Annotated in this window: 27 protein-coding genes; 15 read left to right on the forward strand and 12 right to left on the reverse strand. The window is 60.4% G+C overall.

Annotation, left to right across the window (positions count from 1 at the left end; genetic code table 11):
* Positions 1–22: 22 nt before the first annotated feature.
* The 6 genes from NA8A_RS15425 to NA8A_RS15450 form a co-directional block, all read right to left on the reverse strand.
* Positions 23–616, reverse strand: coding sequence for a hypothetical protein (locus NA8A_RS15425; RefSeq protein ID WP_143088076.1), 594 nt, complete (start codon positions 614–616; stop codon positions 23–25).
* 31 nt (positions 617–647) lie between these two features.
* On the reverse strand, positions 648–911 hold the full coding sequence (locus tag NA8A_RS15430; protein WP_009451264.1) for a hypothetical protein: 264 nt from the start codon (positions 909–911) through the stop codon (positions 648–650).
* Positions 912–1058: 147 nt separating this feature from the next.
* A complete protein-coding gene (locus NA8A_RS15435) occupies positions 1059–1952 on the reverse strand; it encodes an NAD(P)/FAD-dependent oxidoreductase (RefSeq protein ID WP_009451265.1) in 894 nt (297 codons plus the stop codon).
* A complete protein-coding gene (locus tag NA8A_RS15440) occupies positions 1942–2409 on the reverse strand; it encodes an Rrf2 family transcriptional regulator (protein WP_009451266.1) in 468 nt (155 codons plus the stop codon). The genes NA8A_RS15435 and NA8A_RS15440 overlap by 11 nt, the downstream gene beginning before the upstream one ends.
* Before the next feature lie 116 nt (positions 2410–2525).
* Entirely contained in the window at positions 2526–3713 is a 1188-nt protein-coding gene (locus NA8A_RS15445; protein WP_009451267.1) for a diaminopropionate ammonia-lyase, read from the reverse strand.
* A 120-nt stretch (positions 3714–3833) separates the two neighbouring features.
* Positions 3834–4610 carry a LamB/YcsF family protein gene (locus NA8A_RS15450; RefSeq protein ID WP_009451268.1) on the reverse strand — a complete coding sequence of 259 codons (777 nt, stop codon included), beginning with the start codon at positions 4608–4610 and terminating at the stop codon, positions 3834–3836.
* 149 nt (positions 4611–4759) lie between these two features.
* Here NA8A_RS15450 and NA8A_RS15455 point away from each other — a divergent pair, with 149 nt between their 5' ends.
* Positions 4760–5671, forward strand: coding sequence for a LysR family transcriptional regulator (locus tag NA8A_RS15455; RefSeq protein ID WP_009451269.1), 912 nt, complete (start codon positions 4760–4762; stop codon positions 5669–5671).
* 42 nt (positions 5672–5713) lie between these two features.
* Here NA8A_RS15455 and NA8A_RS15460 read toward each other — a convergent pair whose 3' ends face one another.
* The 6 genes from NA8A_RS15460 to NA8A_RS15485 all read right to left on the reverse strand — a co-directional run bounded on the left by NA8A_RS15460 (position 5714) and on the right by NA8A_RS15485 (position 12114).
* Entirely contained in the window at positions 5714–7225 is a 1512-nt protein-coding gene (locus NA8A_RS15460) for a tripartite tricarboxylate transporter permease (RefSeq protein WP_009451270.1), read from the reverse strand.
* Between the two features lies 1 nt (position 7226).
* Positions 7227–7688: a hypothetical protein gene (locus NA8A_RS15465; protein WP_009451271.1), complete on the reverse strand. Its 462-nt coding sequence runs from the start codon at positions 7686–7688 to the stop codon at positions 7227–7229.
* Between the two features lies 1 nt (position 7689).
* Positions 7690–8637, reverse strand: coding sequence for a tripartite tricarboxylate transporter substrate binding protein (locus NA8A_RS15470; RefSeq protein ID WP_009451273.1), 948 nt, complete (start codon positions 8635–8637; stop codon positions 7690–7692).
* A gap of 485 nt (positions 8638–9122) precedes the next feature.
* Entirely contained in the window at positions 9123–10076 is a 954-nt protein-coding gene (locus tag NA8A_RS15475) for a Bug family tripartite tricarboxylate transporter substrate binding protein (protein WP_009451274.1), read from the reverse strand.
* A 34-nt stretch (positions 10077–10110) separates the two neighbouring features.
* Complete coding sequence (locus NA8A_RS15480) at positions 10111–11649, reverse strand: tripartite tricarboxylate transporter permease (protein ID WP_009451275.1); 1539 nt, start codon at positions 11647–11649, stop codon at positions 10111–10113.
* 18 nt (positions 11650–11667) lie between these two features.
* Entirely contained in the window at positions 11668–12114 is a 447-nt protein-coding gene (locus NA8A_RS15485) for a tripartite tricarboxylate transporter TctB family protein (protein ID WP_009451276.1), read from the reverse strand.
* Positions 12115–12337: 223 nt separating this feature from the next.
* Between NA8A_RS15485 and NA8A_RS15490 the strand changes: the two genes are divergently transcribed.
* The 14 genes from NA8A_RS15490 (at position 12338) to NA8A_RS15555 (ending at position 25961) form a co-directional block, all read left to right on the forward strand.
* On the forward strand, positions 12338–13234 hold the full coding sequence (locus tag NA8A_RS15490) for a LysR family transcriptional regulator (RefSeq protein WP_009451277.1): 897 nt from the start codon (positions 12338–12340) through the stop codon (positions 13232–13234).
* Positions 13235–13260: 26 nt separating this feature from the next.
* A complete protein-coding gene (locus NA8A_RS15495) occupies positions 13261–14022 on the forward strand; it encodes a carboxymuconolactone decarboxylase family protein (RefSeq protein WP_009451278.1) in 762 nt (253 codons plus the stop codon).
* 116 nt (positions 14023–14138) lie between these two features.
* On the forward strand, positions 14139–14924 hold the full coding sequence (locus NA8A_RS15500; RefSeq protein ID WP_009451279.1) for an enoyl-CoA hydratase/isomerase family protein: 786 nt from the start codon (positions 14139–14141) through the stop codon (positions 14922–14924).
* A 16-nt stretch (positions 14925–14940) separates the two neighbouring features.
* A complete protein-coding gene (locus tag NA8A_RS15505; protein ID WP_009451280.1) occupies positions 14941–16575 on the forward strand; it encodes a GMC family oxidoreductase in 1635 nt (544 codons plus the stop codon).
* A gap of 136 nt (positions 16576–16711) precedes the next feature.
* A complete protein-coding gene (locus tag NA8A_RS15510) occupies positions 16712–17692 on the forward strand; it encodes a Bug family tripartite tricarboxylate transporter substrate binding protein (protein ID WP_009451281.1) in 981 nt (326 codons plus the stop codon).
* A gap of 74 nt (positions 17693–17766) precedes the next feature.
* Positions 17767–18468, forward strand: a complete 702-nt coding sequence (locus NA8A_RS15515; RefSeq protein WP_009451282.1) for a short-chain dehydrogenase/reductase — start codon at positions 17767–17769, stop codon at positions 18466–18468.
* Positions 18465–19403, forward strand: coding sequence for an SDR family NAD(P)-dependent oxidoreductase (locus tag NA8A_RS15520; RefSeq protein ID WP_009451283.1), 939 nt, complete (start codon positions 18465–18467; stop codon positions 19401–19403). The genes NA8A_RS15515 and NA8A_RS15520 overlap by 4 nt, the downstream gene beginning before the upstream one ends.
* A 106-nt stretch (positions 19404–19509) precedes the next feature.
* Entirely contained in the window at positions 19510–19953 is a 444-nt protein-coding gene (locus tag NA8A_RS15525) for a hotdog family protein (RefSeq protein ID WP_009451284.1), read from the forward strand.
* A gap of 10 nt (positions 19954–19963) precedes the next feature.
* Positions 19964–20431 carry a MaoC family dehydratase gene (locus NA8A_RS15530; protein WP_202802950.1) on the forward strand — a complete coding sequence of 156 codons (468 nt, stop codon included), beginning with the start codon at positions 19964–19966 and terminating at the stop codon, positions 20429–20431.
* 225 nt (positions 20432–20656) lie between these two features.
* On the forward strand, positions 20657–21097 hold the full coding sequence (locus tag NA8A_RS15535) for a tripartite tricarboxylate transporter TctB family protein (RefSeq protein WP_009451286.1): 441 nt from the start codon (positions 20657–20659) through the stop codon (positions 21095–21097).
* 16 nt (positions 21098–21113) lie between these two features.
* On the forward strand, positions 21114–22625 hold the full coding sequence (locus NA8A_RS15540; protein ID WP_009451287.1) for a tripartite tricarboxylate transporter permease: 1512 nt from the start codon (positions 21114–21116) through the stop codon (positions 22623–22625).
* An 18-nt stretch (positions 22626–22643) separates the two neighbouring features.
* A complete protein-coding gene (locus NA8A_RS15545) occupies positions 22644–23603 on the forward strand; it encodes a LysR family transcriptional regulator (protein WP_009451288.1) in 960 nt (319 codons plus the stop codon).
* Between the two features lie 152 nt (positions 23604–23755).
* Complete coding sequence (locus NA8A_RS15550; protein ID WP_009451289.1) at positions 23756–24973, forward strand: CaiB/BaiF CoA transferase family protein; 1218 nt, start codon at positions 23756–23758, stop codon at positions 24971–24973.
* A 16-nt stretch (positions 24974–24989) separates the two neighbouring features.
* Complete coding sequence (locus NA8A_RS15555) at positions 24990–25961, forward strand: D-2-hydroxyacid dehydrogenase family protein (protein ID WP_009451290.1); 972 nt, start codon at positions 24990–24992, stop codon at positions 25959–25961.
* The last annotated feature ends 3 nt before the right edge of the window (positions 25962–25964 follow it).

Here is a 25964-nt window from a genome sequence, read left to right on the forward strand (position 1 = left end):
GCCTATCCGCCGTTCGAACCGGTCAGGGATAAGCAGCAGGCCGCGCTTCCGACAGACACTTTGTCAGGCGAAAGATTCCACGTGGAATGGGATCGCGATCAGCCGAACGATCTTCAGTCAGCGCCTGAGGTTCATACCAGAGGGTCAGGCCGATCTCCGGCATCATCACCATCGGCGGAGCCGTCATACCCGATGCGGGTGGTTCGAACAGAAACCCAAGCTTTTCGTCCAATGCGTAAAACCGCAGGGAAACCAGCACCTCGTTGATGAGACCTTCATCCATCCGGCGCGTTTCAAGCAGAAGCGCCGGCCCGTTTTCCCTTGCAGCTTCGGCCCGCGGATCGCTGACCGGAATAAGCGTCATGCCGCTATAGCCGTTCGAGACCGAAAAACTGAACCAGTAGGTCCTCTGCACGGTCGTAAGGTAGAGATAAAGATCGGAAGCGATCGACGCCCTGCCGCGGGAAGGGACAAACCCCACCTCAAGCGGTCCCTCGTCGCTGTCCAGCCGGTAGACCGCACGTTCCGCCGGGCAGGTCAGCCCTCCTTCACCCGCTGCCGCTGCCCCAGATGAAGCAAGCAGAACAACCAATGCGGCGGAGAACCGTTTTCTCAACCTCGAGTGCGGCAAATTCTTCACCGTCATTTCAGCGCAACGCGATGGGCACGAGCCCCGACAGAAGTAGGAGAAGCACGGTCGTCGAAAAAAGCCGCCATCGCACCGAAAAATAGCGCGGCTCCGTGAGCGCTCCTCGAAATGCCCTCAGCGTCGCCCGCAATCCCGGCATGACACTGCCAGTTGCCACCACCGCATCGTTTCTCAACGCAAACAGAAAACGGAAGGCAAGGAATGCCCAGACGGTAAAGAGCATCCCCTGACATGCCAAAAGAACAACAGCTGCCTCGCTCATCCTGATCCCCCGCCCCTTCAAGAAACACGACTGCGGACCTTCGGCGCCAGCCGAAGGTCCGCAGTCATCTTGCCCAAGCCCCGGACGCCCGAAAATTAGCCGGTTGAAGGGGTTGCCCACATACCCGGTTCGGGGGAGGAAGCCTGTTCAGAACACCAGAGAGCGATGGATGGAGGTGGCGGCCATCACACCGTCCGCGCAGGCGAAGGTGACACTGTGGGCGCCGCGCGTGATATCACCAGCCGCATAGACATCCGACACGGATGTCTTCTTCTCCCCATCCGTCCGGATAAAACGACCGAACGGGGTTTCCTCCACGGCGCAACCGAGCTTGTCGCCGATATCACTGTTGAAGCGATTGCGCGGCCCCAGATAGAGGGCGTCGAGCGGCAGTGCCCTGCCGTCATCGAATTCGATCTCCGCAAGTGCCTGACCATCGCCATGCACTGCTGCAACCGCCGCCGGCTCGATGGCGACGCCCCGCTCCTTGAGTTTTGCCAATGTTTCGTCATCGGGCATGGGTGAGCCGTTCAGGAAATAGGTGGTTGGCCCCCATTCGGAAATCAGGATGGCCTGATGGGTCGACATGGGCGACACACTCAGAACGCCGAGGCGTTGGCCGCTGAATTCGAAGCCATGGCAATAGGGACAATGGATGACCGATTGTCCCCAATGCTCCGCCAGCCCGGGAATTTTCGGAAGTTCATCCGAGATGCCATAGGCAAGAACAAGCTTGCTACCCGAAACCATATCGCCGCTCTGCAACTGGACGACGAAACCATCGCCGTCCCGCTCCACGCTCACAGCCGCGTCACTGACGAAACTGACGGTCGGATAGGCTGAAACCTGATCGCGCGCAGCAGAAAGCATCGCACCGGGTTCGCTGCCATCCTGTGTAAGAAAGCCATGGGAGTGCTTTGCAAAGCGATTTCGCGGCTTGCCTGTGTCGATGACACAGGCTGAACGCCGTGCACGGCCAATATAGGTTGCGGTGGCAAGCCCGGCAAAGCTGCCGCCGATGATGATTGCATCATGATGCATGAACGGTCTCCAGATCCTGGTTCCGAACGCCACGAGAAACGAGGCGCCGATGGAAATCCGCGCTCAGCATGGCAAGCGTCACCTCACCGAAACGAGCAAGCAACAAGGCCTCCGCATCATCGAAAGCCTTGTTGAGCGCAGCGTTCACCGCCTCTTCGACGATGCAACCGGGCATCTCTGTACGGTTGCCCATGGCAAGCAGGGACGGCGAACCGAGCGCGGTGTAGATGTCGCGCAAGGTCACCTGCGAAAGATCGCAGGCGATGGTCCACCCTCCGCCATGCCCCTTTTCGGAGCGGACATACCCTTCATCCCTCAATCCGCCCATGATCCTGCGGATCACGACCGGGTTTGTGTTCATGGCTCTTGCGAGCACCTCGGAGGTAACGGGCGTGTCGTATTCCGCCATGTGCAGGAGCACATGCAGGACACCGGAAAGTTTGCTGTCGCGCTTCATGAAACTTTATATGTTACGTGAAACGTGTCCCGTCAAGATGGCTTTGCAAAATCGGCTGGAAACAAAAAAGGCCGAGCGCAACCCGCCCGGCCTTTTGCCTCGGAAAAACAACGTGTTCAGGCGCGGATATCGCCGGGCCTCAGACCTGTCAGTTTTTCATAGAGCGCCGGATCGGTCGCCCCTTCCGTATTGACGAGGAAGATGCGCGAGGTGCGGTCAAGCCGGAGCATTTCCCGCGCGGTGTCATCCTTCAAAGCCCGCACGAGGCCAGCAAGGCCAACGCCGCCGCTTTCCCCCGCGACAATGGCCGGATCTCCGGCAACGGGTTTGCCCAGCCTTTTCATCGCCGACACGGCATCATCCTCATCGACGGTCATGAAGCCGTCGGCAACACGCGACAGAATGCGCCAGGCCACAAGCGACGGCTCGTAGCATTCGAGCATTGCCATGACCGTCGCCTCGCCATCCTCGATCTTCACGATGCGATCGGCCCGGGCCGTTTCGAGCACGCAGGCCGCACGCGCCGGCTCCACGACCACGAAGCGCGGGCGCTCCTCGCCGAACACGACGGCCAGATGACCGGCAATGGCAGCAGCCACACCGCCCACACCCGCTTGGATAAAGACATGTGTCGGCGTCTCGGGCATGGCGCGCAGCGCTTCGCGCAGGAGAGGCACATATCCTTGCATCACGAGCCCCGGAATACGCTCGTAACCCGGCCATGCCGTGTCGGAAACCACGGTCCATCCGTTCCGTTCGGCCACACGGCTCGCTTCGGCAACGGACTCATCGTAATTGCCCTCGACGCGGATTACATCAGCTCCGAAACGGGCAATCTCGTCAGCCCGTTTCTGGCTGACACCCGAATGAACGAAGATCATGGCCCGGGCACCGATCAGACTTGCACCCTGTGCCACAGAGCGCCCGTGATTGCCGTCCGTTGCACAAGCCACCGTCAAGCCGGCTGAAACCGCCCTCACCTCCGGCGATTGCAGTTCAGCCACATCCACGCTTCGCCCGAGCTGCTGCGAGGCTTCCTCCAGCGCAAGGCGAATGACCGCATAGGAACCGCCAAGCGCCTTGAAACTGCCGAGCCCCAATCGAAGCCCTTCATCCTTGATATGGATCGAGCCGACACCGAGCTGCCCCGCAAGGCTGGGTAGAGCCCGCAGCGGCGTTTCCGCATGGCCTTCCCGAAAAGACAGAAAACGCTCCGTCTCCATTGCGGCTTCGGTTCCAAGAAGAGCGGCGTCGCCCTGCAGGAGCGGTTTGCCGTAATCGGCAGTACTGTTGGCAATGAACATGGGAATTCCTGAAACTTCACATCCAGAGGGTCGCGCGTCCTTTGCGACATCATTGTCATGACGGCCGGTTGCAACGACGTTGTGCGTAGTTCGACAAGCTCAACGCCGTTGCCATAGACTCTAGGCGTCGATGCCCAGCATCTGCGGAATGGTGACGACCTCAATACCGCGCTCGACGAATTTTGCCCGCACGGCCTTCATCACCGGAACCGCGGTCGGCTCGTCGCCGTGGATGCAGAAGGTGTGAACCTCGGCAGGAATGCGCTTGCCGTTGACGGAGAACAGCGCGCCCTCTTCCAGTATCCGCACCACCTGCTCGCTGGCTTCCTCAGGCGAACGGATCACGGAGTTCTCGAGTTCGCGCGACAGCATCTTGCCATTGTCGTCGTAACGGCGATCCACATAGGATTCATTGGCCACACGCAATCCGAGCTGTTCACCGGCGCGGGTCATCTGCGAACCGACATTGGCAACGAAGACGAGCTCAGGATCGGCAGCCTTGATGCCACGTCCCACCGCCATCGCGATATCGATGTCGTCATGCGCCATGTTGTTGAGCGCACCATGCGGTTTGACATGCGTGACGCGAGCACCGCGCGAAGCGGCAAGCGCCTGCAGGGCGCCGATCTGATAAGTCACCGAATATTCGAGGTCGAGCGGGTTCATGCGGATCTGTCGGCGTCCAAAACCCCAGACGTCGTTGAAGCCGGGATGTGCGCCGATGGAGACGTTCTCGCGCTTCGCGAACTCCACCGTCTGCACCATGATCGTTGGATCGCCGGCATGCATTCCACACGCGATATTGGCTGAGCCGATGAGGCGCATAAGCTCCTCGTCATTGCCCATTTTGAATTTTCCATAGCTTTCGCCAATATCGGCGTTGATATTGATTTTCATATTGAATCTCCGACCCGATGCCGCTTCGCAATCATCTTTTCTGTGCTTGCAGCGGCAATCTGTCAGCGATTGATTGCTGTGTCCAATGCATTTAAGATTGCCAACTATATGCATTCAATGCATCGATAAAATGCCGGGAAAACAACACCATGCTTGAGCTCAAGGAGCTGCAGAATTTCGTCGCCGTGGCCGAACGGCTGAGCGTTTCGGGAGCCGCCAAGGTCGTGCACTTGAGCCAGCCGGCGCTCTCCCGCCAGATACAGGCGCTTGAACGCAAGCTCGGCGTCAAATTGTTCGAGCGCATCGGAAAGCGGTTGGTTCTGACGGCCGAGGGCGATGACCTCCTCATGCATTCGGCCCAGCTTCTCGATCAGGCGCAGGCGCTCATCAACCGGGCCTACGGGCTGGAGCACGGCCATGTCGGCCTCCTGCGCATCGGCGCCTCCCCGCAGACCATTTCCGGCCTCATCTCGCCGGTGATGACGGAGTTTGCCCGCCTCTATCCGAACGTGAACCTCGTCATAAGCGAGGCGCATAACGACGCCCTTGTCGAGCTCGTCGAGAATGGTGGAGTGCATATGGCCGTGGCGAGTCGCACCAACACCTGTAATCTCGTCGGCCGCGAACTGTTCAAAGCGGAGCTCTTTGCCGTGCTTCCTGAAAGCCACCCCGCCAAGGGGGCCCGCACGATCGACATCCGGGAACTCGCCGACGACCGGTTTCTTGTTCTCAGGCGCGGCTTCCTGACCCGCCAGCTCTTCGATCATGCATGCGCCGGGGTCGGCATACGCCCGCGCATCATGCTGGAAAGCGACAGCACGCACACCCTGATTTCACTGGCACGCGACGGGCATGGCATCGCCGTGGTCTCATCCTCTGCACGCGAGGTCCACCATCTCGACAATTCGGCAGCCCTTGTCTCGGCAGGCCACACGATCAGCGACATGGTCTTCGCTCTTTGGCACCCCAACCGTTACCGGCCGGCAAGTCTGCCCGCCTTTGTCGATCTCCTGGAACTCCATGCCGATTTTCGCGGCAAGGGGCTGACACCCATACCCTAGAAAAGAAGGCCCGCCGGATGGGCGGGCCTTTCATTCTTTTTCTCAGACGCCGGTCTGTTGCGCCTGTGCGAGCTTGCCCGCCGGTTTGATGAAGAAGATCGCCGCAGCCACCGACATCACCAGAAAACCGATGGCGATGGGGTGATGCAGAATCGCCTCCAGTCGATGATTGGTGACGATGATCGATTGACGCAGCGACAGTTCGAACAGCGGCCCGATCACGAAGCCGATCAGGAACGTGACCACCGAATAGCCGTAGCGCTGCATGAAGTATCCGACCACGCCGAGCACCACCATCGCATAGACCGAGAACATCGCATGATGTTCGAGGAAGGATCCGAGCGTGCAGAAGACGATCACCATCGGAATGATGATGACAGCCGGAACGCTGCCGATCCGTGCGAAGAAGGTCAGCCCCACGCGGCCCACGATCAGCATGCAGAAGCTCGCCACGAGCATCGAGACATAGATGCCGTACATCAGGCGCGGATGCTGCTCGAAGACCAGCGGGCCCGGCACGACGCCATGCATCATGAACGCGGCAACAAGGATCGCCGCCGAAACACTGCCCGGCAGGCCGATGGCAAAGAGCGGGATGAAGCTTGCGGGCAGCACCGCATTGTCCGCAGCCTCCGTTGCGGCCACGCCCTTGATATCGCCTTCGCCATAGCGGTCGCCCGGCTTGGCGAATTTCTTGGCAACGACATAGGCCAGGAACGCGCCGATCGTGGGTCCCAGCCCCGGAATGATGCCCGCAGCGATCCCCACCAGCGTCGAGCGGACAGCCGTCGGGGCTACCTCGCGAACCTCTTCCAGAGAAACACCGTTATCGTCCGGCAGGAGCTCCATCTTCTGGATTTCCTCCCCGGTCTTGCGCGCCCGTATATAGGCTTCCGCCTGGACCAGCATTTCCGTGAAGGCCAGCATGCCGACGGTGGCAGACACCAGCGGTATGCCGTCGAAAAGCTCGATCATGCCGAAGGTCAGGCGCGGGGTGGCGCTTTCCGGGTCGAGCCCCACAGTCGCAAGCAGGATGCCGAAAATGCCCGACACCAGTCCTTTGGTAAGCGAGGTGCCGGAAAGAGCCGCGATGAAGGTGAGCGCAAAGATCATTACCGAAGTCATCTCCACCGGCCCCATCTTCAGGGCGAAGGAGGCAAGCGGCATGGCAAGCGCGATAAGCACCAGCGTCGATACCATGTCGCCGAACACCGAAGAATAGAGCGCGATCTTGAGCGCCTTCGCGGCCTTGCCCGCCCGTGCCAGCGGATAGCCGTCATAACAGGTGGCCGCCGAACTCGGCTCGCCCGGCGTGTTGAGCATGATGGCGCCGGTGGCGCCACCCGCCGCACTCGCCTTGGTCACGCCGACCAGAAATGCGATAGCCGCGATGGGTGTCATGTAATAGGTCAGCGGAACCGCGACCGCGAGTGCCGCCGGCCGGCTGAGCCCCGGCACCACGCCGACGATATAGCCAAGCAGGATGCCGCCGAACACGGCGGCGATGGCCGTCAGAGAGAAGGCATCGCCCGCACCGAGAAGAATGTTTTCCAACCTAGATCCCCGTTTTCTGGATCAGGAACAAAAGCACCGCGACCAGAACCGGTAGCAGCGAAAGCATGAGCAACCGTCGCTCGCCGAGCACAAGAAGCACGAGCAGCGCAAGGATTGCCCCGCCGATAGCCCAGCCCAGATAGGCAATTGCCGCGATACCGGCCGCAGTCGCGGCGATCATGGTGAGTGCATAGTGGATCGGTGCATCGTCGCCGGGTTCCGGCGCCGGTGTCGAGATCAATGTCGAGATGAAGCGAAACAGGGTCAGAAGACCGATTGCCGCCGAACAGACCGTCGGCACCAGTTGCGGCGAAAGACCCAGTTCGCCGCCCGAACTCGTCTGGGCCGGGATGATCCAGAAGATCATGGCCAGACTGGCGCCTCCAACGACAATCAACTCGCCGAGGGCTTTCCTGAACTGGGGCAAGCGCGAAACGCGCCTGCCCTGAATGTCGCCGTTCATCTTACTTGCTTGCTTCGACAGCCGCTTTGAACTGGTCGCTCTGCTTGTGAATGAGCGTGGAAATCTCCTCACCCACCGGCACGAACGAACCCATGTTCCGCTTTTTCAGCGTTTCCAGCAACTGCGGGTCCTTGGCTGCCGCGCCGAAGGCTTCCGTCAGCTTGGCCTTGACCTCGTCCGGCGTGCCCTTGGGGATCAGGAAGAGCACCATGTTCATGCTGGAAATGTCGTAACCCAATTCCTGCAGGGTCGGCGTATCGGGAAAGCCCTCGATGCGCTCGTCGCCGAAGACCGCCAGAACCTGAAGATTGCCCGCTTCGGCCTGCGCGTAGTAGGTGCCGGAGCTATAGGCGAAGTCCACATGGCCACCCAGCGTCTGGGCCACCGCTTCCGCGCCGCCCTTGGTCGGCGTCGGATTGAGCGTGACACCTTCCTGCTTGGAGATCATTCCGACCACCACGCGGTCCACCGAAGTGGTGGAAGCATAGCTCATCGGCTCGCCCTTGGACTTGGCTTCGGCAACCGTGTCGGCGAAGGTCTTCCAGCCGCGGCTGGGCAGCGAGATCAGCGCTTCGGGAAACACGCCGAAAGCCGCGATATAATCGAAGTCGTCAACGTTGAAGGCGAGATCCTGCGTATGCGGATCGAAGGTCAGCGTCGTCGAGGTGGTCGCAACGATGTTGTAGCCATCGGCTGGCATCGCCTTGAGTGCGGTCGTTGCAAGACCTCCGCCGGCGCCCGGCTGGTTCTTGATCGCGACAGGCTGGCCAAGGCTTTCGCCAAGCGCGTTCGCTGCCGCGCGGCTAACCGTATCGACGCCGCCACCGGCGCCAAACCCGACGATGATCGTCACCGGCTTCTCCGGATACTCGGCCATGGCGGGCACAGCACCCGTGGCAACCAAGGTCAGCGCGCTGAGCCCCAACAGCATTTTGGGAAGTAAATTCATAACTTGTCTCCGGATTCTTCTGCTTGGATGATCGAATACGAAGAACTGGTCGCCGGGCCCCTAGTGTGCCCTGCCGCTTGGTGTATGCATGAGACGTCCACACCCTGCCCGAAGGCTGCGAGTGCACCCGTTTCTCCTGGAGATGCACTGGTTGTGTTTATTGTTGTTCCCCACCAAGGTTTCGCGTTTTCGATTGTCACTAAACGCACCACCAGCTCCATGAAAGGGATGGCTTTCCGCCATTCCGCAATGGGCCAAAGCCCTGGAACGCAAGGGCTAATGCCTTGCATCTCCATTGTTGAACCACCCGGCGGCGCATCTGTCCAATGCATTTATTCGGATATCTGTCATGCGTATGACGCATAAGACAGATCAACGGAAAAAACCGGCGCGCACCCTTCCGGGATGCGCGCCGGCAAATCGTTGACTCACTTGGGTTTTGAAACGCTTCAGGGGTTTTGGTACGCTCCCGTGCGGCAGGTTTCTCAGTTCACCCCGGCTTCCTTGGCCACCTTCGCCCACAGGTCGATTTCCATATTGACCTGTTCGCCAAGCTCCTCGGGCGTTGAGCCGATGACCTCGCCCTGTGCCTCGACGGTTTCGAGCACCTTCGGATTCTTCAGCGCCTCATGCAACGCGGTATTGAGTTTGGCGACGATTTCCTTCGGCGTTCCCTTTGGAGCGGCAAAGGCGAACCAGGCCGCGAGTTCAATCCCTTGAACGCCCTGTTCCTCGAATGTTGGAATGTCCGGATTAAAAGCCTGCCGCTTGGCCGTGCCGACCGCCAGCGCCTTCACATCCTTGCCATCCACTGCCCCCTTCAATCCAAGATAAGTGTCGACCATGAAGTCGATCTCGCCGGCCCTTGTCGCGGTCAGAACGGCAGAGCTGCCGCCATAGGGCACGTGCAGGAGATCAATGCCCACCTGCTGCTTGAAAAGCTCGGCAGCAAGCTGCGTCGAGGTGCCGGCACCCGGCGAGCCATGATTGAGCTCGCCGGGATGCTCCTTGGCGTAGTCGATGAAGCCCTCGAGATCGTCGACCGGCAGCTTGTTGCTGATTGCGATCACGTAGGGCGCCCGCGTGGCCAGCATGATCGGCTCGAAATCACGCGCATAATCGAAATCGAGATTGGGTTGAGTGGTCGGATAGACGGCAACTGTCGCGGTATGGAACAGCAGCGTATAGCCGTCCGGATCGGACCGAGCCACGAACTCCGCTCCAACGGCGCCCCCTGCCCCGGCACGATTTTCAATCACCACCGGCTGCCCCAGGGCCTCACCGAAAGGCGTCGCAATAACACGCGCGAGCGTATCGGTAGCCCCGCCTGCGGTGTAGGGCACCACAACCGTGACCGGTCGGACAGGATAGTCCTGCGCCATGACCGGGCCGGCAAAAAACGCCGCCGTGGCCAGCGCGATAAAACTTCTACGGATCATTGTCTCTCCTCCTCGTTGATATTTGGCTTGCGGATCAATCGAACCCCGTCGATCCAAGCGAATTCGAACGGCGATCCCTCGCGCGACCGATGAAGCCGGCGAGCGGCGACCAGAACGACCAGACCAGTGAAACGACAGAGAGCACGGCGCAGGTGGCTGTGATGGGGCTGTCCACGAAAGTCAGCCAGTCTCCCCGCGACAGAAGCAGCGCCCGGCGCATGTTTTCCTCGATCATCGGTCCCAGGATGAAGCCGAGCAGAAGCGGTGCGGCCGGAAAGCGGGCGATCAGCATGAACGTTCCCACAAGGCCGAAGCCGAGCATCACAAAGATGTCGAAGACGTTGTTCCGGATGGTGAAGACGCCGATGCAGATGAAAAACAGCATCGCGATGTAGAGCGCGTCGTAGGGAATGCGCAGGATTTGAACGAACAGGCCGATCAGCGGTAGGTTGAGCGCCAACAGGATGATGTTACCGACCCAGAAGCTGGCCACCAGCCCCCAGAAGAGCTGGGGTTGTTCCAGAACCAGCGTGGGGCCCGGCACGATGCCGTGAATGATCAGCGCACCCAGAAGAACCGCCATCACGGAATCGCCCGGAATGCCGAGGCTGAGTGTGGGGATGAACGCCGACTGCACCGACGCATTGTTGGCCGCTTCGGGCGCAGCAATGCCCTGGACGACGCCGGTTCCAAACCGTTCGGGATGACGCGAGGCACGCTTCTCAGCCGCGTAGGCCATGAAGGAGGCGATGGTGGGTCCTGCCCCCGGCAAGATGCCGCAAAGACATCCGATCAGCATTCCGCGCACCGTCGAGGGCGTGGAATCCCGGATATCCTGCCGTGTCGGCATCAGGCTCGCATAGGTGACCTTGTCGATCTTGTATGGCTCGCCCGAATAGCGCAGCAGATTGCTGAGGATTTCGGCCACCCCGAAGAGCCCCATCGCCAGCGCAACGATGCTGAGGCCATCCGAAAGTTCCAGAATTCCGAAATTGAAGCGCTGCACACCGGAATTCACATCCATCCCGACAATGCCCAGAAGGACACCCACCACCACCATGGCAAGCCCTTTCAGCGCAGAACCGCGCGAAAGCGTCGAAGCAGCGATCAGGCCGAAGACGGCGATGGAGAAATACTCCGCCGCCCCGAATTCGAGCGCGAAGCGCGCGATGTAAGGCGTCAGGAAGATCATCACCAGGATCGAGAAGGATCCGCCCACAAAAGAGGTGATTGTCGTAAGAGCAAGCGCCACGCCCGCCCTGCCGTTCTTGGCCATGGGATGACCGTCAAGGCAGGTCACCGCATTGGCTGAAGTGCCGGGAATATTGAGAAGGATGGAAGCCGTCGAGCCCCCGTATTGCGCGCCGTAGAAGACGCCGGCCAGCATGATGATCGCAGTGGTCGGGTCCATGTAGAAGGTGATCGGCAGGAGCATCGAAATCGTCGACAGCGCCCCGATGCCCGGCAACAGGCCGATAATCGTTCCGAGCGTCACGCCGATAAAGCAGAACAGGATATTGTCCCATTGCAGCGCCACCGCGAATCCAGCTTCGAGATTCGTAAGGATTTCCATCGCTTGCACCCTTTTCCTTTACCAGGAGATGGCATCGACCGGCAGGCCGAGCCCCTTGATGAAAAGGCCCCACCCCATGAGCGGCAGGATGACCGCCGTAATGACGACACGGCGCAGATGGGGTTGCGGATGTGCAAAGGCGGCGATCACCACAAGCGCCACCGTGGCCGGCACGAGACCGAAGGGTTCCAGCAGCACGCCCCACGCAAGAATGCTGCCGAAGACGGTTGCGAAGACACGCGGCTTCAGGGGCGTTTCTTCCTCCGGCTCCTCATTGGTGAACAGGAAGACAAGCCCTCCCAGAAGCACAAGCAGAAGCCCTGCAAGCAAGGGGAAGTAGCCCGGCCCCATCCGCGTGACCTGTCCGAGCGGATAGGAAAGAGATTGTAGGACAACGAACACGCCGAGCCCGGCGAGGATCGCCCCACCGGCAAGGTCATGCGGACACCGCGATCTGAAATTCACTTGTTTCCTCCTCGCCTGCGTCGCTGCCTTCTGAACGGGCCGGGCATCTGTCGCCCTCGCGGCTCCCTTGAGGGTGCCTTCAGCGTCGCGTGCAGGGATTATTCGCAACAGGGTCGTCCGCAATAAACGGGCAAAACCCGACAACTATCTTTGCATTCCATGAAACGCCGCTTTCCCATTTCCTCCATTTTTCGCAGGTCCGACGATCTGCTAGATCAGCGGCATGGACGAGTTCCGGTCGATGCAGGTTTTCGTTTCAGCCGTTCAGGAGGGCAGCTTCTCAGCAGCCGGCCGACGGCTCGGGCTGTCGCCCGCCTCCGTGTCCCGATTGATCGGCACGCTTGAGGATCGTCTCGATACGCGCCTTCTCAACCGGACGAGCCGGGCGCTCACCCTGACTGAAGCGGGCGAAAGCTATTTTGCCGAGGCGACCGGCATTCTCCAGCGCGTCGCCGCAGCCAACGAACGCGTCCGTTCCTTCGGCGGCCACCCCAAGGGCACTTTGCGCGTTCACTCCCGCATCTTCGTGGGGAACCAGTTTCTCGTTCCTCTCATCCCTCGCTTTCTCGCGGAAAACCCGGATCTGACGGTCGAGCTGATGCTCTCTAACGAGGAATGCGATCTGGTGGACCAGAATGTCGACGTGGACATACGCGTCGGCAAACTGCGCGACAGTTCCTATGTGGTCCGCAAGCTCAAAGAGAGCGAACGCGTCGTGGTGGCAAGCAATGCCTATCTGGAAAACCACGGCGCGCCGCGAACCCCAGAAGACCTCGCCAATCACAATTGTCTCGCCTACCGGCTCAACCTCGGCCAGTCCGTCTGGGCCTTTCAGGACACTGCGGGAAATCGCACGGACGTAACGGTGAGAGGCAATTTTCGAACCGACTTCGGTCCGGCTCTGCGCGGGCTGGCGCTCGACGGCGTGGGACTGTGTCTGATGTATGAGTGGGCCGTGCGCGAGGATATCGAGCAGGGGCGGCTGAACAGGCTCTTTAGTGACTATCACGTCAGCCATGTCGGCTTCGACAACGGATTATACGCGGTCTTTCAAAGAAGCCGCCACGACGCCCCCAAGACGAGACGCTTTGTCGACTTCATCGCCAACGCATTCCGTTGAGTGCCCACCCGGGAGGAACAAACCACATGGCAGCAATGATCGATCGCGCCCGGCTGAAAACCGAAATCATGGAAGCCCGCGGCTACTGGCATCCCTTCCATGAGGGTCTTCTGGAGCTCGCCCCGGACTATCTGGAGGCCTATCTCGCCTTCCAGGATGCGCCGGCACGTTCAGGCAGGCTGGAACCCAAGGTGCGTGAATTCATCTACATCGCTGCCGATGGCGCCGTCAGCCACCTCTACACTTCAGGGCTTAAACGGCATATCGAGATGGCGCTGGACAAGGGAGCGACACCGCTCGAGGTTCTCGAGGTGATCGAACTCACCATGTTCACGGCGCAGGCGCCCCACGAGATGGGGCTGCGCATTCTCGCGGAGGAAATGCAGCAGGCCGGTCTCCAGCAGGATACGATGGCCAGGCCTCTCACCCCTGACGAGGAACGGCGCAAAAGGGCCCATATCGAAGCGACGGGAAGCTGGCCCGCCTGCGGCGACACGCTGTTCCGCATTGCCCCCGATTTCGTCGACGCCTTTCTGGCCTATTCGGCCATTCCGCTCCGGTCCGGTCCGCTTCCCGCCAAGGTCAAGGATTTCATCCTGATCGCCGTCTGTGCCGCCCCTACCACGCTTGATGCCGAAGGAACCCGCCGGCATATTCGCTCTGCCCTGGGACACGGGGCAACGGCCGAGGAAATCGCTGAAGTCCTGCAATTGACCAGCGCCATCTCGATCCACACCTGCACAGCCGCAATACCTGCACTGATGGAAGCAATCGAACAGGAGAGCTGAGCTTTGCGCCCGGTGAAAAGCTGCTTGTCATGACGGCTTCTCCCCCGCGCATCGGCGAAGCGCTACACCTCTGGTCCCAGCCGGCAAATGTGCGGAAAGTCCCGCGAGGAGGACAGATGACGACCCTACCCGAATTCGCCACGGTGCAATCACGGATCGAAGATGGCATCGCCATCGTCACCATCAACCGCCCCCCGGTGAACGCGCAGAACCGATTGTTGCGCGAGGAAGTCATCCAGCTTTTCGACATGCTGAGCGATCTCGACGAAGTGCGGGTCGTGGTGCTGACCGCCACCGGCCGTATCTTCTCGGCCGGTGCCGATATCAAGGAGCGCGCGGGCTTCGAGGAAACGCCCGGACACTACATTGCCCACAACCGGCTGACCCGCGAGTTCTTCTACGCAGTCTCCGATTGCGCAAAACCGGTGATTGCAGCGGTTAACGGTCCCGCCTTCGGCGCAGGCTTTGCGCTGATGCTGTCCTGCGACATCATGTTTGCCAGCGAGGATGCGTATTTCGTCATGCCTGAAATCGACGTCGGCCTTGCGGGCGGGGTGAAGTTCATTGCCCGTCACTTCGGCAAGTCACGTACCGCGGCGATGTATCTGACGGGGCGTCGTTACCCGGCTACTGAACTCTATCGCCTTGGCATCATCGAGGCCGCTCTGCCTGAAGAGGAAATGTGGGCCGAGGTCATGAAAATGGCGCGCGAGATCGCCGCCAAGAGCCCTTTGGCCATACGCAAGATCAAGCGGGCCATGCAGATCATCGACGAGATGCCCGAACGCGAAGCCTATCGCTACGAGCAAAGCGTGACGGTGGAGCTCTCCCACACGGAAGACGCCCGGGAAGCCCAAAGGGCCTTTGTCGAGAAGCGGCCGGCACACTTTAAGGGCCGCTGAAAAAGGCATGAGATCAATGACTTCGATGACAGACCGGATTCAAGACTTCGGGCAGTTCGACTATATTGTGAACGGCGGCGGTTCGGCAGGGTGCGTTCTTGCCAACCGGCTCTCTGCAAACCCGCGCAATCGCGTGCTTCTTCTGGAAGGCGGCGGCCAGGATAACTGGATATGGTTCCATATCCCGGTCGGCTATCTTTTCGCCATCGGCAATCCCCGCGCGGACTGGATGTTCCGCACCCAGGCGGAAGAAGGCTTGAACGGCCGCTCGCTCGCCTATCCACGCGGCAAGGTGCTGGGCGGTTCCTCCGCCATCAATGCCATGATCTACATGCGCGGCCAGGCCGATGACTACAATGTCTGGCAGCAGGAAGGCCTGCCAGGCTGGGGGTGGGACGATGTATTGCCCTACTTCCTGAAACATGAGGATCATATTGACGGGGCAAGTGCATTCCATGCCGCCGGCGGCGAATGGAGGGTCGAGCATCCGAGAATTCGCTGGAAGATACTCGACACGATCCGGGATGCGGCCGAAAATGCCGGCATTCGCAAGATCGATGATTTCAACCGTGGCGATAATGAAGGCTCCTCCTATTTTCAGGTGAACCAGCGTGCCGGCCGACGTTGGAGCGCAGCACGTGGTTTCCTGAAGCCCGCAGCTCACAGGCCCAACCTGCAGATCGTTTCCAACGCAACCGTCAAAAAGGTGGAGTTCGAAGGCAGGCGTGCTCGCGCCGTGATCTTCGAACAGCAAGGCATCTGGCGGCGCGCCATCGCGAATGGAGAGATCATCCTGTCGACCGGCGCCGTTGCTTCCCCCGTCATACTTGAAGCCTCCGGCATCGGAGATGGTGCAAGACTCTCCTCCCTCGGGATTGAAACCGTTCAGCACGCACCCGGCGTCGGCGAGAACCTGCAGGATCATCTGCAGATACGGCCGATCTTCAAGGTTCAAGGCGTGCCGACCCTGAATAGCCTTTATGCCAATCTCTTCCGCCGCGCGATGATGGGACTGGAATATGCGTTCCGGCGCTCCGGCCCTCTCACCATGGCGCCCTCCCAGCTTGGCGCCTTTGCCCGCTCATCGGACGCATTCGACAGGGCCAATCTGCAGTTTCACTTCCAGCCGCTCTCCCTCGACGACTGGGGCAAGGGCCTGCACCCCTTCGATGCTTTCACCGCCAGCGTGTGCAATCTGCGGCCCACAAGTCGAGGCAGCATCCATATGGTCCGCGACGACCAGGGAGCCGCTTTGCCGGAAATTCGCCCCCGCTATCTCTCGAGCGAGCAGGATAGGCAGGTGGCGGTGGATTCTCTCAAGTTGGTGCGCCGCATCGTCGAACAGCCCGCGCTAAAGCCTTATGGTCCGGTCGAGTTCCGTCCCGGCCCCGATATCCGCTCGGATACTGAGCTTCTGAAAGCAGCCGGCGACCTGGGCACCACCATCTTCCACCCAGTCGGGACGGTAAAAATGGGCCGCAACGACGATCCGATGGCCGTTCTGGATGAAAGGCTGCGCGTGCGCGGTGTTGACCGGCTGCGCGTGATCGATGCCTCCATCATGCCGTCCATCACTTCGGGCAATACGAATTCACCAACCATCATGATCGCCGAAAAGGGAGCGGCGATGATCCTGGAAGACGCCATGTGAGAACGTGGCTAAACACCGCAAGGGGCGGAAATTTGCGGAAAGTAAAAAGATGTTTGACGGTTTTTGCAAATTGAGTTCGCTTTCCACCCTGCCTTAGGCTCCCGGAAAACAACGACAACACAACGAGGAGGAAAACATGAACAGGCGATCTGTCATCAAGGCAGCAACGATGGCTCTTGCGACGATGCCGATTTTGGCCGGCACGGCCTTCGCACAGGACGGCGCCAACTGGCCGCAGAGGCCGGTTACCATGATCGTGCCCTACAATCCCGGCGGCTCCACCGACGCCGTCGCACGCTTCATCGCTCCGATCCTTTCCGAAAAGCTCGGCCAGCCTTTCGTCGTGGAAAACAAGCCAGGCGCTTCGGGAACCATTGGCACCGATCTCGTCGCCAAGGCGGACCCGGATGGCTACACCTTCCTCGTGCACACTTCCGTCATCGGCATTCACCCGGCCTTCAAGTCTAACCTGACCTATGACACGCAGGCCGATCTGTCGGCTGTAAGCGTCATCGCCAATGGCCCGTTCGTTTTGAACGTGAACCCTGAACTGCCGGTCAACAGCGTCAAGGAGCTTGTCGACTACGCCAAGGCGCATCCGGGCGAGTTGAATTTCGGTTCGGCGGGCGCGGGGTCTTCCGGCCATCTGATCACCGAACTGTTCATGGAATCCACCGGCACGGACATGGTGCACATCCCCTATGCCGGCGGCGGCCCTTCGCAAGTCGGTCTGATGGGCAATGAGGTCCAGCTGGTTTTCGACACATTGACCTCCGTCCCCTTCATTCAGGAGGGGCGCCTGAAAGCGCTCGCCGTGACCACCGACAAGCGCTGGGCCGGCCTTCCCGATGTTCCGACCATGGAAGAGCAGGGCTTCGGAGAATCCGCAGCCGCCATCTGGATCGGAGCCTTCGCCCCCGCAGGTGCGCCGGATGCGATCGTCGAGAAAATGTCGGGCGCAATCGCCGACGCGATCAAGGACAAGAAGGTCGTCGACCAGCTCTTCGGCGTCGGGCTTGTCCCCGTTGGCAGCACGCCGGCAGAGGCCAAGGGACAGCTGGACAAGGACATCGAGCGCTGGAAGGCGCTGGCCGCGTCCGGCGTGACGCTGGAATAGAAACCTATCGAAAAGGGCCGGGCACGCTGCGGTGCGTCCGGTCCCCTCACCCGCGAAAAGCAGCGATCGGAAAGATGCAGAACAGCAATACCGTGGTGTTTGCCGGCCCAGTCGAGGCTGCCCGGCGAAAAGAGCTCGAACAAGCCTTTGGCGACATATCGATGCGGACGCGGTTCGTTTCCTATGGCGAAACCGATAGCGTCTTCAAAGATCGGGAAACGCCCCGATTTCTGATCACCCTGCCGGCGCCGGCAACGTGCGGTTCTTTCGAGACGCTCGACATCGGCGCGCTCGACGCTCATTTCGACATCGAACTGCACGGCCGGTTCGATGCAGCCCAGTCCTGCTTGAAGGCTGCCGGCGAGGCCGGCTGCGCGCTCCTGCATATCGTCGATGCCGACGGATTGATCGGCGGGCAAGGCAATAGCCTTGGCGCAACTGCGGCAATGGCCGCGCTTGGCCTTTCCCGTTCCATTGCGCTCGATCATCGCGACAAGCCCATCCGTTCAAACGCCCTGGCGCTCGCACCGGATTGGGATGCCGAAGACCTTGCCGCGCTCTCCGCGTTCCTCTTCACAGGTAAGGGCGGTGAAATGAGCGGCCAGGTTCTGGCTCTGTCGAAAAACACCGTCCACATCTGCAGTCAACCCCGCCCCTTGCGCGTCGGCCACCGTGAAAACGGCTGGCGGCAGGAAGAGGTCGCTGCCCTCGTGAGCACCTCCTGGCAAGGCGCGCTTCTCGCACACGAAAGCGCCAGCGAGGCATTTTCCCTATGATCAAGGATCTGTTTCTTTCCGGAAAGACCGCCATCGTCACAGGCGGTGGAGGCGGGATCGGCCGTGCCATTGCACTTGGCCTGTCGCACGCCGGCGCGAACGTACTGGTCAACGACCTTGGCGTATCGGTCTCGGGCGATAGCGAAGCACGTAACCCAGCCGACACGGTTGTGGAGGAAATTGAAGCGCAGGGTGGAAGGGCATCGGCCAATCACGGCAGCGTCGCGGAAGCGAAGGCCACTGAAAAAATGGTCGAACAGGCGTTGGATACCTTCGGCTCCATCGACATCGTCATCAACAATGCGGGCATCATCCGCATGGGCGAGTTCCCGCAGATGAGCCGCTCCGACTGGGAAGCCGTATTGCGGGTGAACCTGCAAGGCAGTTTCTATCTGAGCCGTGCGGCGGCTCCCCATTTTCGTGCGCAGGCAGGCGGCGCCTATCTTCATCTCACATCGGCCAGCGGCCTGATCGGCTCCACCAGCCAGGCAAACTATGCCGCCTCCAAGCTCGGTATTGTCGGCCTCTCACGTGCCATCGCGCTCGATCTGGGCCAGCATGGTGTCCGTTCCAATTGCCTTGCACCTTCCAGCACGAGCCGCATGACGGAGCTCACCGACAATGCGCGAAAACACCTGATGAGCCCTGAGAAATACGAAGCGCTTAAGCGCATGCGAGCCGCATCCGCTCCAGAACGCATCGTGCCTCTGATCGCCTATCTGGTGAGCGACCGCGCCCGCGGCATCAACGGACAGGTCTTCGGTGCTCGCGGCAACGAGATCTACCTCTACGGTCAGCACCGTCCCGTGCGCATGATGCACGCTGCGGAAGGCTGGACGCCGGCGCAGGCAGATGAACGCCTGCCGGCCGGTCTTGGCGCATTCGCAACACCACTGGAAGTGATCACCGACGTCTTCACCTGGCCTCCCGCCTGACTTTACTGAATCTGCAAAGATCATCTGCCGTTTCCTGTTGTTAAGCCCTTCCCGGCCCGGTGCTACGAGGGAATGAACACCAAAGAGAAGGCAGAAAGGAACTGCAATGGCTACCGGAGGAGTGGTTACGGACCTGGACGTTGGAGATGTCCTGGGACCCGTGGAATTCACCTTGAGTCCCTTCGTCGTGCGCGAATATTCGCACGCCGTCGAGATGCATCATGAGTGCTTCCAGAGTGCGAATGAGCTGTTCATGCCCCCGACGCTCATCCATCTCGACAAGCTGCGTCTCTACAATCACGCCTGCCCCGGCGGCACCGGCCCAACGGCACGCATCCACTATGAATACGATGCGGAAGTCCTTGCTCCCGTCCGGCCCGGCGACCGCCTCTCCGTCTCGGGCGAGGTAAAGGAGCGCTACACGAAGAAAGGGCGCGAATACGTGCTGATCGAAATGCAGCTGAAACGCGTTTCTGATGGAGAACTGCTGGTTCGCTACTTCGACCGGGTCATCCTGGCCTACAAGACCCGCGACGAACAGGCAGCGTGAGGAGGAAGCCATGACAGGACAACCGATGAACCCGATCACGCTGGAACCCGGCACCGAGTTTCGCACCCGCCCCCGCGCCATGACCCGCGAACGCATGCGCTGGTATGTGGATGCTCAGCCAACCATCGCTGCAGATGACGGGCGCGTTCACACGCAGCCGCCGACAATCCACGACGACGACGAGTACGCCCGCTCGCAAGGTCTGCCGGGCATCATTGCCGACGGCATGATTTCGACCAACTGGATTCAGGGTCTTCTGGTCGATGTGTTCGGAGCGCAGTTCGCCTGCCGCAGCCGCCTGCAGACCAAGTATATCGCGCCCATCTATGAGGATCAGATCGTGACGGCCTGCGCGCGGGTTGCAACGGCCACGCGCAACGAAAACGGCGCAAGCGTATACACGCTTGAAGTCTGGTGCGAGGATGACACGTCCAAGAAGCTGACCGTCGGAAGCGCGATGGTGGAACTGCCGGTCTGACCGGTGTTCTGAAACCACATGAAACGGGCGGCATCGTGTGCCGCCTTTTTCATTTCCGCTCTTCTCATGAGAAGAGCCTGACTTTAAAAGAACTTTGCAATTTCTGCAAAGAACGTTGTCAACGTTTTGCGGTTTTTGGATGGTTCGATCCGTATCACATTGTGATCCTTTCAACTGGCGTCCGCGCCAGCCCGAAAAGCGCAAGGCCTTGGGAGGGGCAATTTCATGCGTCTGATTTCTGGGAGGTGGTCCGACACGATCAGCGGCGGGATGATCGCCCTGTTCGGGGCCGGCGTGTTGCTCGAGGGAGCACGCTACCCCATAGGCACGCTCAATCGCATGGGTCCCGGCTATCTGCCCATCGTAGCCGGCGTGGTGCTCCTGGCACTTGGCATTGCCATCATATTCGTCGGCGATGGCGGCATCGGCGAGACACCGCGCAACATGCGCGCTCCGGCCTTCATCTTTTCCGGCCTCATCATGTGGGGCCTGCTCGTTGAGCGGGCAGGACTTGTCATTGCGACGGCAGCCCTCATCATCCTCGCCGCCCTTGCGCATCCGAAGCCAAATCCCCGGCGTGTCCTGATAACGCTTGTAACCCTGCCGCTCGCTTCGGTGGCGGTCTTCATCTACGGCCTCGGCCTGCCCATCAAACCTTTCTTCTAGGGCGGAGCAACTCCCGATGAACTTTCTTTCCGACTTCCAGGCCGGCCTCGGCATTGCCTTGCAGTTTGACAACCTTCTCTATTGCTTTGCCGGCGTTGCACTTGGCACGGTCATCGGAATGTTGCCGGGCATAGGTGCCCTGTCGACGATCTCCATGCTCCTTCCCCTGACGTTCTACATGGAACCGACTGGCGCCATCATCATGCTGGCAGGTATCTTCTACGGTGCACAGTATGGCGGCTCCACCGCCTCCATCCTCATGAATATTCCCGGCACCGCCACCAATGCGGTGACCTGTCTCGACGGCTACCCCATGGCCAAGAACGGCCGCGCCGGCGTTGCCTTGGGAATGACCACGATCGTTTCCTTCATCGGCGGCTCCTTCTCCATCCTGCTCCTGATGTTTCTTGCCCCGCTGATCGCCGATGTCGCGATCTCTTTTCAGGCGCCTGAATATTTCGCAGTCATCCTGTTTGGCCTCGTCGCTGCCTCAACAATGGCGAGCGGTTCCGTCGTGAAGGGTCTGGCCATGGTCACCGTCGGCATCGTTCTCGGCCTCGTCGGCCTAGACCTCAACACGGGCGTGCCGCGTTTTCAGTTCGGTTTCGTCGAGATGTCGGACGGGCTGAGCATCGTCGCGCTTGCCATGGGCCTCTTCGGCGTGGCCGAAATCCTCTATAATCTGATGAACACCGACGGCAGCCCGTTCAAGGTTCAGGACGTCACGATGCGGTCGCTGATGCCCACGAGACAGGACGTCAAGACGGCAACCGCTCCCACGATCCGCGGCATGATCATCGGCGCCGCTTGCGGCATTCTTCCCGGAACCGGCGCAACCATCGCCTCCTTCCTCTCCTATGCGACGGAAAAGCGCCTCTCCCGGCATCCGGAAAAATTCGGCACCGGCATCATCGAGGGCATCGCAGCACCGGAAGCCGCCAACAATGCTTCGGTTCAATCGGCTTTCATCCCGACGCTGAGCCTCGGTATCCCCGGTGATGCGGTGATGGCCGTCATGCTGGGCGCGCTGATGATCCACGGCATCGCACCGGGGCCCGCGCTTGTCACCCAGCAGCCGGAGCTGTTCTGGGGGCTGATCATGAGTTTCTGGATCGGAAATCTTTTCCTTCTCCTCCTGAACCTGCCGCTGATCGGGTTGTTCGTGCGCATCCTCAAGATCCCTTACGATGCGCTCTATATCGCGATGCTCGTCTTCATCTGCCTTGGCGTGTACAGCATCCGCAACAACGTGTTCGATATCTTCGTTGTGGTGTTTTTCGGCATAGTCGGTGTCGCCATGATCCTCGGACGCTACCCCGCCGCTCCGCTCCTGCTCGGCTTCCTGCTCGGTCCGATGCTTGAGGAGAACATGCGGCGTGCCTTGCTGGTTTCGCGCGGCGACTTCTCGATCTTCGTCCATGGACCGGTATCGGCTACATTCATCGTTTTGTCGGTGCTCGTTCTGGCTTACGGCCTCGGTCGACCGGCAATGGGTTTCTTGCAGAAGATGCGAAGCAGGCCGGCCTGACACGGCAAGGGAGGAGACATGCGCGCAGACGATCACGACGTTTTCCGGATTCCCGGACGGACCATCCACCACAGCCCAAGCCTGCGCGATATGGAGCTGTTCGTCACCGTCGTTCAGAACGGCAGTTTCTCCGCCGCCGGTCGCATGATCGGCCTGTCTCCGGCTTCCGTCTCGCGATACATCAACGCATTGGAGGACAAGCTTGGCGTACGCTTGCTGAACCGTACCAGCCGCAAGCTCTCGCTCTCGGAAGTGGGCGTCATGTTTCACCAGCGCGCCGAGCAGATTCTCTCCGATGTCCGCGAGATGAGCGCTGAAATCAGCCAGGAACATCTCTCGCCACGCGGCACGCTGAGAGTGCATTCGCGTATTCTCGTCGGCGAGGAATACGTCGTTCCGGCGCTTCCCGGCTTTATCAGCCGCCATCCCGATATCCGCGTCGATCTCACCCTTTCCAACGAGGTTGTCGACCTTGTCGAACAAAATATCGATGTGGACATCCGCATCGGCCATCTGGCGGATTCCTCCCTCATTGCCCGCCGCCTCGTCACCAGCGAACGCGTGCTCTGCGCATCACCCGCCTATCTGGAAAACCGCCGCCCGGTGAATTCACCGCAGGACCTGTTGCACCACAATTGCCTCGCCTATCGCGTCAATCTGGGTGACATCGCATGGCGTTTCCTCGACAAGGCCGGAGAGCTGAGCGAGGTCGCCATTTCGGGAAGCATGCTGACCAATAGTGGGCCCGCGCTGAAGATCGCCACCCTGTCGGGCCTAGGCATCTCCCTCATGCCCGACTGGTCGGTGCGCCAGGAGATGAACGAGGGTCGGCTGGTGCGGCTTCTGCCCGACTACCGCATCAGCTTCACCTCCTTCGATAATGCCGTCTATGCCGTCTATCCGCCAACCCGGCACCTGCCGGTCAAGGCCCGTGTCTTCATCGATTATCTGGCACGGATATTCCAGGATACGCCGTAGCGTTGCTCACGGAAGGTGCCCCCGCGGGCTTTTCAGATTCTGTAAAAAACGTGCTCGACATATGGGTGTTATCGGGTCTGGAAGCGGATGTTAGCAAATGATGCCGGTTCATTTCCGGCGCATCAGCAACGCAAGAGACCCGACCCCAGTCCATGCAGAATATTCTTGATGACATTACCGTTCTCGACTTCTCCAGAGTGTTTGCAGGCCCTGCCGCAACACAGGTGCTGGGCGACATGGGCGCGAACGTCATCAAGATCGAACCGCCGGCAGGCGATGAAGCGCGCTATTATGGTGTTACCAAGGAAAAGCTCGCTGAGCTTGGAGGCGTCAGCCCCTCCTTTCTGGCCCTCAACCGCAACAAGCGTTCGCTGACCCTGGATCTGCGCAATGAGAAGGGCAACCGCATTGCCCGCGAGCTGGCGGATCGCGCGGATGTCGTCGTGCACAATTTCCGACCGGGCGTCATGGAGCGCCTGGGCCTTGGTTTCGATACCCTGTCGCAAAGCAATGAACGCCTCGTCTACGCAGAGTTTTCCGCCTATGGCCGAAAAGGGCCGCTCGCCCATATCGGCGCCAACGATCTTGCGCTCCAGGCGCATAGCGGACTGATCAGCATCACCGGCGAACCGGATCGCCCGCCCGTTCGTTGCGGTACGGCGATCGTCGACCTGCATGGCAGCCTGGCGCTGGTCGCCGGCATCCTGGGCGCGCTCCTGCATCGTCACACGACAGGCCGCGGCCAGCGTGTGGAATCCTCGCTGTTGCTGAGCTCGGCTCATTTGATGAGCTATTTCTACACCGAATACTGGATGGACGGCACAGTTCGGAAACCCATGGGCACGGCCAACCATTTGAGCGTACCCAATCAGGCATTTCCCGCGCGCGACGGCGAGGTGGTCATCATCGCCAGCACGGACGAGATGTGGAAGAAATTTGCACACGCCATCGATGCCGATACGCTCGATCTGCCCAAATTTGCCCGTGTGTTCGACCGCCGCCAGAACCGTGTGGAACTGATCGCCGCTGTTTCGGCACTCACAACCCAGATGACATGCGCGGAAATCATCGACCGGTTGGGCGAGGCGAAGGTGGTGGTCGCCAAGGTCAATTCAGTGGGTGAGGCAGCAGACAGCGAACAACTCGAGGCCGTCGACGGCAAGATCATGCTTCAGGCCGGCGCACACGAATTCCCGAGCGTGGCTTCGCCATTCCAGTTTTCCGAGGTAGACATCAACGCAGCGAAATCCCCCCCATCGCTTGGCGCTAACACACACGATATCCTGCACGAACTCGGATATGATTCCGCCACGATAAATTCCCTTTCCAATGCCGGTGCCTTCGGTCGTCTGCCGGAGGCTGCCGAATAATACGGAGCCCGAAACCATGACCGGAACGCCCTTGAAGGCCGTTATCCTCGACGACTATCAGGGGGCAGCCCTTGCCGCAGGGGACTGGTCGAGGATCGCGCCTCAGGTCGAGGTCACGGCGCTGCAAGAACATCTTCCATCGCCGGAAGCTCTCGCAAAGGCAGTCGGCGACGCAACGATCCTGATCGCCATCCGTGAACGCACGCCGCTCCGCGCGGAACATTTCGACCGACTGCCCGCGCTCAAGCTCGTCATCACCTTCGGACTGGCGAACGCCTCCATCGACCTTGCTGCCGCAAGCGAGCGTGGCATCGTCGTTTGCGGGGCGGATGGGGCTGGTGAGCCGACCGTTGAAATGACCTGGGCCCTGATCCTCGCATTTTTCCGCAACATTCCGCAGGAGACGGTGGCAATGCGCCAAGGCGGGCGATGGCAGCAGACCATCGGCATCGGCCTGCAGGGAAAAACGATCGGGCTCGTGGGCTTCGGACGCGTCGGACAAGGTGTGGCACGCGTTGCCGCAGCCTTCGGCATGAAGCCTCTTGCCTATACGCCGAACCTGACAGCGGAAAGGGCGGCCAAGGCAGGCGCGGAATGCGCGCCGGACCTGGATACGCTGCTTGATCGGTCCGACATTGTTTCCCTGCATGTGCGCCTGAACGCCTCGACCCGCCACATGATCGGCGAACGGCAATTGGGCCGGATGAAGCCAGGCGCCCTGCTCGTCAACACCTCGCGCGGGCCGGTGGTGGATGAAAAGGCTCTCCTTGATGCATTGGCCGCCAAACGCATCGGCGGCGCGGCACTCGACGTATTCGATATCGAGCCGCTGCCGCTGGATCATCCGTTCCGGACCATGGACAATGTACTGACCACGCCACATATCGGCTATGTCACCCGCGAGAACTACGAGAGCAACATCGCCGACGCCATAGAAGGCATAGCCTGCTGGCTTTCCGGCATGCCGGTCCGCCGCCTGAACGGCTGATGG

This window comes from Nitratireductor indicus C115, from assembly GCF_000300515.1.
Classification (GTDB): Bacteria; Pseudomonadota; Alphaproteobacteria; order Rhizobiales; family Rhizobiaceae; genus Nitratireductor; species Nitratireductor indicus.